This window comes from Occallatibacter savannae, assembly GCF_003131205.1.
Classification (GTDB): domain Bacteria; phylum Acidobacteriota; class Terriglobia; order Terriglobales; family Acidobacteriaceae; genus Telmatobacter; species Telmatobacter savannae.
On sequence record NZ_QFFY01000001.1, the window covers coordinates 617,963 to 632,644 of the forward strand.

Annotated in this window: 11 protein-coding genes; all 11 read right to left on the reverse strand. The window is 57.8% G+C overall.

The window, feature by feature from the left end:
- Window positions 1–17: 17 nt before the first annotated feature.
- The 11 genes from DHV10_RS02740 to DHV10_RS02790 are packed head-to-tail and all read right to left on the reverse strand — an operon-like array spanning window position 18 to window position 14,678.
- Complete coding sequence (locus DHV10_RS02740; RefSeq protein WP_109484771.1) at window positions 18–1,634, reverse strand: glycosyltransferase family 39 protein; 1,617 nt, start codon at window positions 1,632–1,634, stop codon at window positions 18–20.
- Complete coding sequence (locus DHV10_RS02745; protein ID WP_109484772.1) at window positions 1,631–3,415, reverse strand: hypothetical protein; 1,785 nt, start codon at window positions 3,413–3,415, stop codon at window positions 1,631–1,633. Before DHV10_RS02745 ends, DHV10_RS02740 begins: the two co-directional genes overlap by 4 nt.
- A 59-nt stretch (window positions 3,416–3,474) precedes the next feature.
- Entirely contained in the window at window positions 3,475–4,791 is a 1,317-nt protein-coding gene (locus DHV10_RS02750; RefSeq protein ID WP_109484773.1) for a polysaccharide pyruvyl transferase family protein, read from the reverse strand.
- Between the two features lie 15 nt (window positions 4,792–4,806).
- Window positions 4,807–6,924 (reverse strand): DUF4910 domain-containing protein, encoded by a 2,118-nt coding sequence (locus tag DHV10_RS02755; protein ID WP_109484774.1) that lies wholly within the window; start codon window positions 6,922–6,924, stop codon window positions 4,807–4,809.
- Window positions 6,925–6,983: 59 nt separating this feature from the next.
- The gene (locus tag DHV10_RS02760; RefSeq protein WP_109484775.1) at window positions 6,984–8,192 is read right to left on the reverse strand and encodes a LegC family aminotransferase; all 1,209 of its coding nucleotides are present in this window, start codon (window positions 8,190–8,192) and stop codon (window positions 6,984–6,986) included.
- Between the two features lie 18 nt (window positions 8,193–8,210).
- On the reverse strand, window positions 8,211–9,179 hold the full coding sequence (locus tag DHV10_RS02765; protein WP_204101301.1) for an NAD-dependent epimerase/dehydratase family protein: 969 nt from the start codon (window positions 9,177–9,179) through the stop codon (window positions 8,211–8,213).
- The gene (locus DHV10_RS02770) at window positions 9,179–10,636 is read right to left on the reverse strand and encodes a nucleotidyltransferase family protein (protein WP_204101302.1); all 1,458 of its coding nucleotides are present in this window, start codon (window positions 10,634–10,636) and stop codon (window positions 9,179–9,181) included. Before DHV10_RS02770 ends, DHV10_RS02765 begins: the two co-directional genes overlap by 1 nt.
- Window positions 10,633–12,036, reverse strand: a complete 1,404-nt coding sequence (locus tag DHV10_RS02775) for a Rho GTPase-activating protein (protein ID WP_204101303.1) — start codon at window positions 12,034–12,036, stop codon at window positions 10,633–10,635. Before DHV10_RS02775 ends, DHV10_RS02770 begins: the two co-directional genes overlap by 4 nt.
- Before the next feature lie 10 nt (window positions 12,037–12,046).
- Window positions 12,047–12,694, reverse strand: coding sequence for an acetyltransferase (locus DHV10_RS02780; protein ID WP_109485676.1), 648 nt, complete (start codon window positions 12,692–12,694; stop codon window positions 12,047–12,049).
- Between the two features lie 5 nt (window positions 12,695–12,699).
- Window positions 12,700–13,752 carry an N-acetylneuraminate synthase family protein gene (locus tag DHV10_RS02785; RefSeq protein ID WP_109484777.1) on the reverse strand — a complete coding sequence of 351 codons (1,053 nt, stop codon included), beginning with the start codon at window positions 13,750–13,752 and terminating at the stop codon, window positions 12,700–12,702.
- Window positions 13,740–14,678: a glycosyltransferase family protein gene (locus DHV10_RS02790; RefSeq protein ID WP_109484778.1), complete on the reverse strand. Its 939-nt coding sequence runs from the start codon at window positions 14,676–14,678 to the stop codon at window positions 13,740–13,742. The genes DHV10_RS02785 and DHV10_RS02790 overlap by 13 nt, the downstream gene beginning before the upstream one ends.
- Window positions 14,679–14,682 lie beyond the last annotated feature (4 nt).

The window sequence follows — 14,682 nt, forward strand, 5'->3', positions numbered from 1 at the left end:
AAGGCCTTCGGGCACCCTCAGTGCTGCGACAGCATGCAGCGTGTCACGCGGATTCCGCCAAAATCAATCACTGACATCGATGAACAATGCGTCTCCATGAACTTCGGCATCGCGAGTAGTCCTGGCGTAAGCCTGTACATCTGAAGTGCGACATCGATTTCTGCATATCGATGCGAGTCAATTTCCTCGCCTAGCGTGCCCAACGGATCGGCATTTGCAAGCACCGGAATATGCGGCTTCGGATCTGCCTCGTCCTCAAGGCCCGCCTTTGTCATGAGCCCACTTAGTTCGACACTCTCCACTGGATTCGGCAAACGATTCGCGTAGTAGTCCATCAGCATCTGGCAAAACGGCTGAAAAGCAAATACCTCCCTGTGTGGCACAGGAAGGTTCAAGGCATACTCGGTGACCCCGCGCCAATCATCCCGTTTCTCATGCCTCACTGCGCAGGACAACCCTGCAATCATCAGAACCACAACCACAGGTGTCAGGCGCAACGACAAGTTGCGAGCCGCTGAGAACGCCACCGGGAAGCAAAATACGAGCGGAAGGAAAACTCCCGCTCCCATGAAAACACGGTCGATGAAGATCGGCGTAAGCACCCGGCTATCCACAAATGCGAGCACGATCGGCAGCACCGAGATCGCCGCCATCGCAAGCGCTTTCCGGCGGACATCATTCTTCTGATGACTCAGCCCCTGATACAGGCCGAACCCGAGCGCAAGCATCACGATCGGCACCCACGTCATAAAGCCAAACAACTTTGTTCCTGGCAAGTGTGTGCGAAATGCCACTTGCAGATCGTGCGTCGCAACCCCGCAGTACGAGCAGACTACATCCAGAAGAGTGGTCAGGCCCGGTCTTACCGCCCAGAAGTCTGAGTGAACGCCCCGGATCTGCTGCCGAAGGATGCTGATCCACGGGGCATAGATCAGAAGCATAATACCGCTTGCCGCCGCTCCGTAATTCAGTCTCTGGCGTTTGGACAACGCCGACGGATAAATCATCCAGAAGATCACAAAACCCGGAATGTAAAACAGCGTCATCGTATGCGTGTAGAGCACCGCGGCGCCGAATAGACTGACAAGCAACAATCGGATCGGAGCCATCTTCTCCAGCGCAAAAATCATGGAGAGTACACAAACACTCGATTCGAACTCAAGCAGCGCGTATCCGCGAACTTCCTGTGCATACCAGATCGGGAGAAAGGAGATCGACGCAAACGCAAGCGCAATGAGAGCACAAAGCCAGCTCTGAAAGATCTTCCTGCCGAGCACGTAAATAACCGGTAGGCACAATACACTAGCGATCACCGAAAGGCCCCGCATGGCGAACACGCTGCTGCCAAACACACTCCGCCACACATGAAGGAGAAAGTAGTAAAGCGGAGGATGATTGTCGTTCGGCAGCACGCTGAGAATCGCGGCAAAGCGGTACTTCGTCAGCCACGTGGTGTAGCCCTCATCGGCCCACATGCTTTGCGCATCGACATGAGCCGCACGAAGCCAGATGCCCGCTCCGGCGAGCACAATCACAGCAAGGACATACGCCACTTGCACCGGCCCGACGGCCACGGATTCCGATTCTCCCTGGCGCGACTCCGCTGCCGATGATAGCCCGACAGAACTGCTCATTTGTTCGCAGTCACTTTCCCCACCTCGACTGACTTAAGCATGGAGTGCCATCCGGGCCGGCTCACCCTCAAGACCCGTTCACCCAATCCAAACGGGAGCCGAATCAGGACTCCTTTCACGGCTCGCCCCATCGACCGAAGCCTAATCCAACGCTCGAGCCGTTCTTCCCTGAACGAATGCGGCAAACTTGCGAGTTCATCCAGAAAGACATCCTCCTCAGCCGTTGTCCGGGCACGATCGGCCGCGGATGGCTGCTCGAACAGAGGACCGTCTTCCACGAGAAATCTGCATATCCGGTCCAGAGACGGATCATTCCCCGGCTCCAGTTCCTCGAGGCTCTGGAGAGTCTCGCGCGCGTGGTAGAGCGATTCAACCTTGACCAGAGGAAACGGCATATCGCACACGCACATCGCGTAGTAAGCGATTCGGAAGGCCTGCCTTTGAATTTCGCGCGTTTCCCGAGTCTCCATTAGACTCTTCAGCAACATGGGCAGTTCTTGCCGGGAACGAACCGTCAGGATCGCCGAAGCGTGCTCGTAGATCGCGCGAGATGCAAGCAGGACAGGCTTGCCGATCAACGCCATTTCGAGACCGACGATCGATCCGAAGGTCAGCCCGAAATCCGCTTCGTCCGTGAGCGTATATGCGCTCACGTTGTCTTCGGGCATTACCATGTGCACATTCTTCGGCAGGTCCGGGCGAATGCGCTGATAGAAATTCAGCTCATTAGTCGCTGCCCCGATATAGGTGTTCCCCGCCAGGTTCGGGTGAACCTTGATGACGAGATGAATACTCGGGTTTTTGCTGACCCACTCGATCACATCCCGTACCCAATCCTCCTGCGACGCATACGGACCCTGCATCAGAGGATCGCCCGCAACCTCATCCGTAGAGGATGTGAAAAGTGCGATCAGGCGGTTGGTTTTCGGTATATCAAGCCGGCTTCGTACCGAGTCCCCGCCAACCGTCTTGCTGAATTGAATCCACGCAGGGTTAGCACCATACCGCCGTTCAACAAGCCACATGCGTGCGGCCGCGAGAGCTTCACGAGTAAGAGGAACTTTCCCCCACTCTCTCCAGAATAAGGCAAACGGAAGCGGACTCATGCAGTGAGCATTTGCCCGCACATTCACGTGCTCTCGCTGGTATTCGCCGCGCTCGTGCGTAAGTACCCTCACTCCGCGCGCGACACATATCTCCATCGCTACCCGCGTGATCGACTGGCGGCCATTGAAGACGATCGCCGAATCCACTTCGTTCCGGTCCAGATAGTTGGAAAGTGCAATTCCAACCGTACCCGCACTCACCAGGAAATTGCGGAACACTTTCACTACCGCTTCTGACGCAAGATCAGGCGGGAACTGCCTGAAATAGGAGTTCATTGACGAAATGACCCACTCACCCAGAGGCCAATCGCGAAACGACACCGAACGGAAAGCCTCCGGCTCAAGCCCCGCCGCCCAGGTCGTTACGTCCTCCCGCTCCTTGCGGGAAACATATTGGCTTAACCACTCACTCGCGAATCCAGTCGGACCAACATTGCCTCGGGACGCAGCCTGACAGCGCTGGCAAATGTCATCAGGTCTGGGTCCGCCTGCCTTGGAGAACCAGTGTTGATCGCATTCCGGCAGTCCATCGCAGAGCAGGTAGCGTACGTCCGCCCCGCGTGCACGGCAGGCCTTTGCAATCGTCCCCTCGTAAACAGAATGGAACGTCCAGAGCGCATAGGGCGAAAACACCAATACTCGCTTCGGCCTTGCGCGCTCTGAGATGTTTTTCATGATGCTGATAGCTTAACGGAAAGCCGACCGCCCTCATGCGCCAAATTAGGGAATTGACATCACGCAGGCTCACTTTGGCTCGCCGTCTCGCCTGTCTCGAGCGAGTCGTGCAAGCGCCGGTAGGCATCTCGGCTCGCCTCCACCTGGCCCCTGGCCTTGGCTCTAAGCTCGACGCGCAACTCCGTTGACCCATCCCAGAACTGTTCAAGAAGAATTTGTATCTTCTTCATCGAATCCGCCTCATGCAAGTCGATCACCGCACATCCCTCTCCGAATAGTGCCTGCAGGCCTTCAAACTTCGCCTTATAATACTCGGCTCCGTAGAGACAGATCGTCGGGATTCCCTGTCCGAGCGCGAAGACCGCGGCGTGATACGCTCCCGCGACAACAACGCGGCATTTTGCTACCTCTTGATAGATGGCCTCTGGAGAATCGAGGCGTGCCATGGTATCCGCAGTCAAACCGTCGCCCAGGATCTTGGCAATGCTGTCGCGATCGTCGGCCGTCTGGTGCACCGCAATCGGTAGCGGAACGAGATCAGCCCCCTGCTGTGTCGCGAACTGGCGCAGGCACCGGCTCAACAAATCCGAATGCGAGTCGGTTATCCCTGAGTACGGAGCAATCCGAAGATTAATCCCAACGCCGTGCCCGACATCTTCGGATCCTTGCCTTGCGGCAGGCTCAACAGCGTCATCCCCGGTTGTCACAAAGATGTCGTGAGAGACGCCAATCTGAGCAGCCAGCACCTCGGCCCCTTGCGTTCCCCGCGAAGCGAGCAGCCGCACTTGCGGCAGAACCTCTCCCATGCGGTTGAGCGTCTCCTCGTCCGAGATCGGACCAAGCCCCTGGCTGAAAAGCGCCACCGGCTTCCTGCGAGTTAGCACTGCCTCGATGAGATTTAACGCGAAGACGTTCCACTCCCGGCAACTGTCGGCAAACCCTCCGCAACCCGCAATCACCAGCAGATCGCAGCGCTCCAGCTCACGAGCAAACGCCTCTGTCTTGGGCCCTCTTCCCTCGCCGTCGTGCAGGCGGAACCGGTTGCGAAGCAAAAAGCTGATCCACCCCGGCGCACGCCTTCGAATGCACCTCTTCGTCCCTCTGATCAAAGCCGTAATCCAATCGGGAGTGTGGAGGTGCAGCGGGCCCGTGATCACCCCGTCGCTCAGCCACGTCACCGCGCCCACACGGCAACACGCCTTCGCCTTAGGGCAGAAACGCGCAAGATTATCCTCTGAGTCGGTTAGAACTAGAATGTCGCTGTCAGGCCAGAGTTCCGCCAGCCGCGAAACCGCAACCTGCAACATGGCTACATCGCCGAAATTCTTGTATTCAGCTTCGCCCTGATTCAGTCCAGTGCCGACCAGAATGCGCATCGGTTTCAGGCCTTCCTACAGAGGCGCATACGCGATGAGCCCCCGCTTGCTCAGCTCATCCAGAACCGAACGGACCGATTCGGCGGAAATCCCACACATCCTTGCGATCTCGTTAACTGACCGAGTTCCGTCAACGAGGAAAAGCACGTCAAAGAGTGCTCGATTCCCCTCCGGGTTTGAGTACGCATCGATGTGAATACCGTAGCGAGAGCAGAAGACCTCACCCCGAAACAAGTTCACCGGCACTTCATTCGTCTCAATCGCGTCTACCATTCGAAGCACAAGCTCGCATGATTCATGCAGCCTGGCCTCCGATGCAAGTTCCGGCGTGTCACGGCTCGAGTGGTACTCCGGGTAGTATGGCCAGCCATTGGATCTCTCTCGAAGTACCCGCGACAACGAGAGCATCGGCACCCGCACCCCGGGCCCGTTAAATTGCCTCTCGTCATTCCCCACAACCGTCCTGAACGCGCCAATCCATCCTGTCTCACCCGACTCTGATAGCACTCGCGACAGGCAGCGGTCCATCTCCGTATTTCCGTCGAACGAAAGCTGCAGCGCATGCGGATTGTCGAGCCCGAGCATCTCGAGGAATAGCCCGCCGACCATATTTGGAATGAGCTGCTCGTTATGGCTGAGATATGCCACCGACCCAATCGTCTCAGGCAAGATCACGAACCGATAGGTATAGCGCGGGTCCGTCCGCTTCAGCAGCTCCTGCATCACCTTGATGCCCACCACCACACCCGATAGATCGTCGTTCACCATTCCCGGGTGGCACAAATGAGCGCAGAAGACAAAAGTCTTCTCGCTTTTGCCGCGAGCGATGCATTCGCCCACTTTCAAAGTGCCAAAGCTAAACTCCGAGTCGATAACGACCCGGTATTCCCCATCTGTCAAACTGTCCTTGAGATTCTTGCTGCAGCAGAGTCCCCAGTCGCGCTCGTAATACTTGAAGATGAACGGAATTGCATCCTCAAGCCTCGGGTGCGTGTGCAGATGATTGAACAGCTCATCGCTCTTCACAACGCCATCAAACGGCAGCGAGTACGACACGCAGTGCAGTGGATTCTCGCGATACGAAAACAAAACTCGACCGTCGAGTGTCTCAAGACGCGCGTCGCGGCACGTCCACTTCTCCGGCACGAGCCAAGTCCAGCATTCTGTCCCCGTCGGGTACTCATGAATCTCCAGCGGAACCTGCGTCGCCAGCGCACGCATCGCCGTGTCATAGCCGTCAGAAACGATGTCCCTCGGCAAGCGCCACAGCGCAGAGATCATCTCGCTCATTGAAGCCGATGGTGGCAGCTGCACATCCCGCCGTTCACCCGCTTCCCTGCCGCTCGAGCGCAACTCTCCGGCTGCCATCGACACTTCAGAGCTAAGCAACTCACAGAGATTCGTCATCTCCGCCACAGCAATCTCGCCCGTTCCAAATGGCCGAATCTGAAGGCATCTCCGGCTCTCGGACGCAATACGCTTCCGGATCTCCGCAGCCGTTCCAGCCAACGCTTCGTTCTGAACGGAAGCGATCCAGCCCTGTCGCTGCATCCTCCCGTCGCGCACCACTTGCCCTGTAAAGAGCTTCTTATATCTCCAAGGAACCGCAGCTGACCCCTCTACGAAATCGAAGAGGACAGGGTCTTCCAGAGCCGCGCCGATCAGGCAGACCTTTGCATTCGCCTTCAGAATGCGTTCGAACGCACTATCCGGACCAAAGCTGGTATTCGGCAAGCCGCAAAGCAGCTTCTCTGACAGCAGACCGACTCCGGCCACAGAATAGATCGGATCCTCCGACCGGATTGCACCTGGATACCTGCGCAGAACCTCCGCAAATTCTGCCTGACCGTCCTCATGCCCCGCCAGAGCAGGAGTGTTCTCTTTGTCGAATGCCCTGTACCGATCGAACGAATGAGTGAATGCCGGCGTGAGAAGTGTCCCTTCGCTTCCAATCACCTCGAGCAGGCATTCGAGCAGCAGCCGGCAGCTCTCCTCCACTGAACTCGCGCCCTCCACTTGCCCGATCGCCGGCAACGAAGCCTGCACAAACACGACATCGCCCGTACGCAGCCCACAACCTGCCAGCCCCTGCTTCAGATCGCTCTTACTGGACACAAATTCCTTGACTACCATCGTTAGTGGTCTCTAAAGCTATACCCGTTGCTCATCTCGATCCGCGTCGAAACGTGAGGTCAATGACTTCCTGAATTAGCCGCGGCAGCAATCGCCGCAATCACTCGATCCTGTGCCGACTCCGAGAGACTGATGGAGCACGGCAGGCTGAGCGCGTGATCAGCCAGGTGCTCCGCCACAGGCAACGATAGTTGCTGTGCCCCCTTGTGGGCGGGCGAAAGGTGAATGGGCTGCCAAAGCGGCCGCGTCTGAATCTTCTGCGACTCCAGCGCCTTGAGAAGCTTCCGTGAGCTCATCCCGAATGCGCCCGGCTCCACAAGCACCGTGTACATCCAATACGTGCTCTCTGCCCAGGCTGCTTCTCTCATCAGCGTCAGCCCCGACACGTCAGCCAGACCTCGCGCGTACCGAGCAGCAATCGAGCGCTTCTTCGCGACGTAGCTCTCAAGCAGTTCCATCTGCGCGCATCCAATCGCGGCCAGCACATTCACCAGGCGGTAGTTGTAACCGACCTCGCCATGAATGTACTCGATCGGATCGTCCTTCGCCTGGGTGGTCAGGTATTTTGCTTTCTTTGCCCAGTCCTCGCGATCTGTAACGATCATTCCACCGCCGCCAGTGGTGATGATCTTGTTCCCGTTGAAGCTGAATGTGCCGATATCTCCCCACGAGCCGGGGCTCTTACCCCGATACGCCGCGCCAAGAGCTTCGGTCGAATCTTCAATCACCTTCAGTCCATACTTGCGCGCGACTGCAATGATCGGTTCCACATCGGCCGGATGCCCGAGGCCGTGAACCGGGATGATCGCGGAAACACGTCGTCCAGTCTTCCGATTCCGGAGTTCGCCGTTTCCCCACTTGCACTCCTGCTCCAGAAAATGCGCTACCCGCTCCGGGTCCATCTGCCAGTAGTTCGGCTCCGCGTCAATAAACACCGGCCATGCGCCCGCGTACCGGATCGCATTTACCGGTGCGATAAAGGTAAGCGTTGAGACAAGCACCTCATCCTCTGGCTGAACTCCCGCAACGAGCAGCGAAATGTGAAGCGCCGAAGTTCCATTCACCGTCGCCACCGCATACTTCGTTCCAGCCTGGGACGCAACCATCTGCTCGAACCGTTCTACGTAGGAGCCGACGGACGATACCCATCCCGTGTCGAGGCACTCCTTTACATACTCCCACTCGTTCCCTTTGATCTCGGGAACGGATAGCGGAACGAACTCCAACCCCGGCTCTGCTGCCTTCGGCTCTGCTTCCACCGTTTTCATATTCAAAACCGCGTACCTCTAGTTTCTGTACCGGCTGTCCGCCAGGTTTGAGATCGCTCCCGTACGAACCATCTTCGCGACCTCCAAGATTCCATCTACCACAGATCGCGTTGTCCTATATCCAAGCTCATTCAGGATGCGGTCGAATGAAACCCGGTAATCACGCGGATCCTCGGCCTTATGCACAAATTCGATCTTAGCGTCCGGAACCAGCGGTTTGATCAACTCCACAATCTGCTGCTTCTGCAGGTTCTGGTCCGTGGAGCCAACATTGAATACGCGTCCACCCACCTTTTCGCCGGGAGAACTCAGCACCAGCGCAATTCCGCGCGCGGCATCAAAAACATGCACATACGGCCGCCAGAACTGCTCTCCAAAAACCACAAGGTGCTTCTTTGTAATCATCTCCATCGTAAATTCATTGACGGTAAGATCGAAGCGCATGCGCGGAGATGCGCCGAATACCGTGGCAAACCGCAGCGGTGTCGGAATCCACTTGTCGTCAGTTCCGCCTTCCAGGAGGGTCTTCTCAACCGCCACCTTGGTCTCGGCATACAGCGAAACCGGACGCAACTCCGACTCCTCGTTGACGAAACTCGTCGGGTCCGACATCTTTCCATAGTTGCTGCACGTCGACGCGAAAACGAACCGCTGCACTCCCGCTCGGCGGCTCTCCTCAATCAAGGCGAGCGACGCCTCCAGATTCACGGCCTTTGCCAGTTCCGGTTCGCGAGCGCACGCTGGATCCCCCACCACGGCCGCCAGGTGGACGACCGCGTCACAATCCGCGACAGCCTCTTTCCGTTTCCCGGCTTCGCGCACATCGCCGTGCACAAACTCGAAATTCGGATTCGCCCAAACACCAAGAAGAGATTCTCCGCCATAAACAAGACGGTCCAAAACCCTGACCTTATGACCCGCTCCGAGCAAAAGTGGAGCCAGGCCAGACCCGATGTAGCCTGCTCCGCCCGTAATAAGAACCCGCACTATAGCGCTCCTTTCGAAACAAGTTCCTGCGCCTTCACGTAATCCTCGTGCCGCCCGACATCGATCCAGTACTCCATGATCGGGAAGCCAACGACCGTCTCTCCCGCCTCCAGAAGCGCGCTGATCAGATCCGTCATATCGAACCTTCTGTCCTCCGGGATACGGTCCCAGGCAGCTGGTTCAAGCATATAAGTGCCCGCATTCACAAAGTAGCTGTGACACGGCTTCTCCTCGATCTTTGTAATTCGCACATCATCACAGTCGACCACGCCAAACGGCACCTGAAGGTCGTACTTGCGCACTCCAACAGTTAGCATCGCGCCATGAGCGCGGTGGTATTGCAGCATCTGCTGAAACGGTACACCCGTGAGGATGTCGCCGTTAATCACCAGAAAGGGGCCTTGCGGGCGCGGCATCAGCCGCAAACCGCCGGCAGTGCCCAGCGGGCTTTCCTCACGCGAATAATTTAGCCGCACGCCAAAGTGCTCGCCGTTCCCAAAGTGCCCCGAAATGGACTCCGGCAGGTAGTGCGTCGTCAGGTTCACGTCGTGAATCCCGGCTTTCCGTAGCTGCTGAATGATCAATTCAAGCAGGGGCCGCTCCCCAACCGGCAGCATCGGCTTGGGCACCTTCTCCGTCAACGGCAGCAGCCTCTTCCCGTAGCCGCCGGCCATCACCACAGCTTGCATGTCTGGCAGCGTCTGAGGCAGCAAATCTTTTCTCAACAAGAAATCCACGATCCGGCCTTCGCCATCGACCAGCGGCAGCTGGTGAATGTCATGCTCATTCATCATGTGCAGAGCGTCAGAGGGTGAGATTGGCTCCGACGCAAACACAGGCTTCTGCGTTGCGATGCTTTCGCAAGGAGCGCTCAACGGTATCCGCCGGATCACTGCTCTTCGAATATCGCCGTCCGCAATTAATCCCCGAAGCTTATTCTCAGAGTCGCACACAACCAGGGCGCCCGTTCCGGCCTCGTTCAGCTGAGCCATCGCATCAGCGATGCTCGCCTGCGCCGAAATGCAAACTCTGCGGAGCCGATCCCGTGACTCCACCTCAAGCTGATACTCCTCAACGACATCTTTCCGGAGCAGGAAGTCGACCAGCACTCCGCCTTCGTCCACGACCGGGAGCTGGTGAATATCGAACTGATTCATCACCTGCAGTGCGTACGCCGCTGTTGCAGGACTGCTCGCGATCACCGGCCTCGTGCACGCAATCGCAATGCACGCGTCCTCCAGCGAGTGCCCGTTCAGAACGGCCCGCCGCAGATCGCCGTCAGACAGCATCCCAACCAGCTTGCCATCGTCGTGGCAGAGTGCCAGCGCGCCTGTGCCCGCCCCATCCAGCGCCTTCGCTGCATCGCGGATGGGTGCCGACGGCGAGAACATCACGCTTTTCAGATCGATCTTGAGGTCGTTCATCTTTGGACCCGTGTGCTCAGCCTTGCGCGTCACCGTTGCAGGCTGGCTTCCAGCGGCTTCTCGCTCGAGCTTTTCCAGAGCTTCTTCACGCTCGTGCGTGAAGACGAGTCGATTTTGACTACTGTCGTTGTGCCGTATGCATTGTTCGCCGCTATCCCGACTGCGCTCAAGGCTGAAAGCGAAAATGTCTCTTGATCGAATACGTATTGCCACTGATGGAACGGAACATCGATATCGAAATTATCGAAGTGGTACTTGCCGTCCGCCGTTTTCAGTGCCAGCCACGGTTGAGGCCCAAAGGTGGGCGTCTCAGATCTCACCTTCAGCACAGCTGCCGACTCGTCGATAGTTTCAATCGTGCATTCGAGCTCACATGCAGGCTGAGGTCTCAGATCGAGCGCCAACCTCATCGCATCCAACGCCTCGGCATAAATGAACGGCACCTGTGGGAATTCGCGTGCAACCGTCTTGAGCAATCCGCAAAAGCCCTCGACGTCCGGCCCCATATCGCGGAAATCATGGTTTGTAATCGCCAGCACCACCGGCTTCCCTGCTGATGCCTCTTCAAACGCCTGCCGAACATCATCTTCGCGAATCACGCGATACCGCGTGCCGACATTGAGGCACCGTGCGATCCATCGCCTGCATGAGCCGTTGGCCTGGTAGTCATCCGCCGCAGGATGGTAAGGTTCCCACGTTGCCGGGGCCCGGCGCCAGTCACCAAAGCGGCCGCCGGCCACGCCGAACTGCTGTGCGTCAGTCCCGCTCCCTGCCATAGCCTGGTTTGAGAAATCGAACGGGATGTACTGTTCGAGGAACCAATGGCTGTCCGGTCGTATGACATGGAACCCTGGCCGGTGCGCAGCCGGAAACCACATGTGGTCGATTACCCGGCGCGAAAGCACTTGGAACAGGCTGTCGGAGTTCGCCCACCAGTGCGTCGCCGACCGATGTGCTTCCTTGCCGAACGGATGCGGGTGGTAGTGGAAATGCAATCCGTCGCGGCACCCGGCGCTCTGCTTCAGCAACCAGCTGTAGTGCTCGAACACATTGTGGTACCCCATGTCCCTGCGACGCGGATTCGCATCGTAGTCCACGTGGTCGACGCAGAACCAGTTGTAGACCCAGCCCTCTCCGGCAGAATCGGGTAACTGCTTTCGGAATCCGTCTGACATGATCCGCTTGAGCATGGCATCCACTTTGTCCCACGTATCGTTGTAGGCAAGCAGATGTGGATCAACCACCCTCTGAACTGCGGCTTCCATCCCATTCAGATTGAGCGCGCCCGCCTGAAGTTTCCGCAGCGTCGCCTCGCTCGGGTCCAAATCAAGATGGAAGATGTCGTGCAGACGGCCGAACGTCGCCGCAAGAGACTCGTGCAGCGGTCCCTCGGTATCAATGCAGTGAACAATGTAAACAGGTCGCGCTGTCATCCTGATGCTCTTATGCCTTTATGGTCAACGGCCGGGCTGGTACACCAACTACGGTCGCGGCAGAGGGCACATCTTCCAGAACGACCGCTCCGGCTCCCACCACGGCGTCTTCTCCAATCCGCACTCCCTGAATCACCACGGCGCCCGTCCCAATATGAGCCCGCCTTCCCACCTCTACAGCGCCGCTCAGCACTACTCCCGGAGCAAGATGCGCGTGCTGTCGAATGATGCAATCATGATCCACACGCGCACCTGTGTTGATGATGCAATTCTCCTCGACAACGCACCCCGTCTGAAGAATGGCTCCCGCCATGATCTGAGCTCCGTCCTTTAATTCTCCCTCGGGAGCAATGATCGCAGATGGGTGAATGACCGACGCAAATGCGTATCCTCTGGTACGGAAGTACTCATAAACTCTCAGCCGATTCGTGACATCGCCGACAGACCCCACTCCATTTACAAGCAAGACCTCCCCGGAGTCATGCGCCACCACGGATTCGTCCCCGCCAAGGCGCGGTACTCCCAGCAGTTCTGCAGGCGCAGCACCCGGATCTGCGAAGCCGACGACGCGAGCTCCTCGCTGTAGCAGCGTGCTGAGAAGCACACGCGCGTGTCCTCCGGCTCCCAGCAGAATGACCGGCTTCTCGAGCGCGAGCATCTCGCTCACAGCAGATTGCTCCACCGCAGCACCTGATCTTCTGTCATGTCTTCGGCGAGAGTACGGCCGACGACATACTGCACCTGATCCGGCGACACCCCAAGCCCAGGTCGTTTAGCGTCGAAGTCGCTTTCGCTCACCACGTGGCCCTTCTTCAGCGCCCGGCGCGCAACCAGGCTTCGCCGGAACTTCTTCCGCTTCTCCATCTCCGCCGCACTCACGGTGCGCCGGCTGCTGCCTAGCGCTGCAAAGATGTTTCTGCCTTCCCGCACAATCGTCCGCATCTGCTCCGGATTCGCGGATATCGCATGATCCCACCCCGCCATCTCCTGGTCTAGGGTGAAATGCTTCTCAATAATGCATGCCCCAATTGCGATCGCAGCCAGCGGAATCGCCGTCCCCAGCGAGTGATCGCTGAAGCCCACCGGGCATTCAAAAGCTCTCTGCAGGGTCTCCATGTTGCGCAGGTGGATCGCGTCGTACTCCGGAGGATAGATCGAGATGCAGTGGAGCAGAACAATCTGGTCGTTCCCTTCCGCCCGTACCGTATCCACCGCCTGCTCGATCTCGCCCATTGTTGCCATACCGGTCGATATAATCACGGGCCGCTTCTTCCGAGCCACATACTTCAGCAGCGACAGGTGAACCACGTCCATCGAAGCGATCTTGAAAAACGGCACATCCAGGGACTCAAGCAAGTCCACTTCTTCCGGAGAAAACGGAGTTGAACAAAACGCAATCCCCTTCTCCACACAGCGCGCATGAGCCTGCGAGTGCTGCTCAGAGGTAAGTTGATAAGCCGTCACCATCTCGCGCAGCGAACCAAAATGCTTCTTCTTATCGGAATACGTTGTATTCCGCTGGTACTCCTCTTCAGCGATAAGAGACTTATCCGTCCACGACTGAAACTTCACGGCGTGCGCGCCCGTCTCCGCGGCCGCATCGATCAGATCGCGGCAGAGATCCATGTCTCCGTTATGATTCGACCCCACCTCGGCGATGATGTACGGCGGATGGCCGGGACCGACTTCCACGTTGCCCAACTTCACTGTCTGCATAAGCTCTTTTCCTGTTTCCACATGTGCGCCAGCGGCGAGTAAGCCACCGACGTCCACCAGATCGGCTGCTTGACCGCCCTGTTCAACGAGTCAACATACGCATTGAGATTCGCGGTGCTTTGGCTAATATACCCTTCGAACTGCTCGATATCCCGAGCCACTCGAAGCAGCTCCGTCCACCTTCCTGGTAGGAACTGGCTCTGCGGCCCGGACGCCATGACCAGTTGAAAGTGCTTCCGCACTAGTAGCGAATCCGACACGATCTGGTCAGGCCAGAACGGAACACGCACGCGCGCCGTGTTGGCGCCATACTGCCGGTACTTCATGCGAACGCTGTGGTCAAACGACAACTCTGCCCCGAACAGCCAGGCACGCGTAGCGATATACCAGTCCACCAGCACCGTATCCGGCGGTATAGGGAGACAGCGCTCCAGCAACTCACACCGCAATGCAGAGTTCGAAAACCCGAACACGTTGTTCCGCGGCAACACCTGCGCCGGTTTGACGCTCGGATCGAGGTTGAACTTCGAACCGAGTGAAGCACCGCTTTCGTCGACGATTTCAAGCGCGCACCCCGCAAGGTCGCTTTCTCTCAGTGCCTGCCGCGCGGCAGCCACCCTTGTCGGATGAAGCACGTCGTCGCTGTCCACCAGAACCACATCGAAATTCGCTCCCGTCATCTGCCTCAGGGCGCGGTCCCGTATCAGTGCCGGAGTTGCATTGCCCTCCGCTTCCACCCAGTGCGCATCAATCCCGCCGCCGAGCCGAGCCTCGACGTCATCCTGCTTCAGTGCGTCCAGCCCGATCCAAAGTTCAAACTCAGTATCCGTCTGCTTCCGGACAGACTCATACCACTCCGGCAGGTACTTCAGCACCGCCGGATAGATGGTCGTGTAGACCCCGAGTTTGTTGCCGCGAGCGTGCATGTTG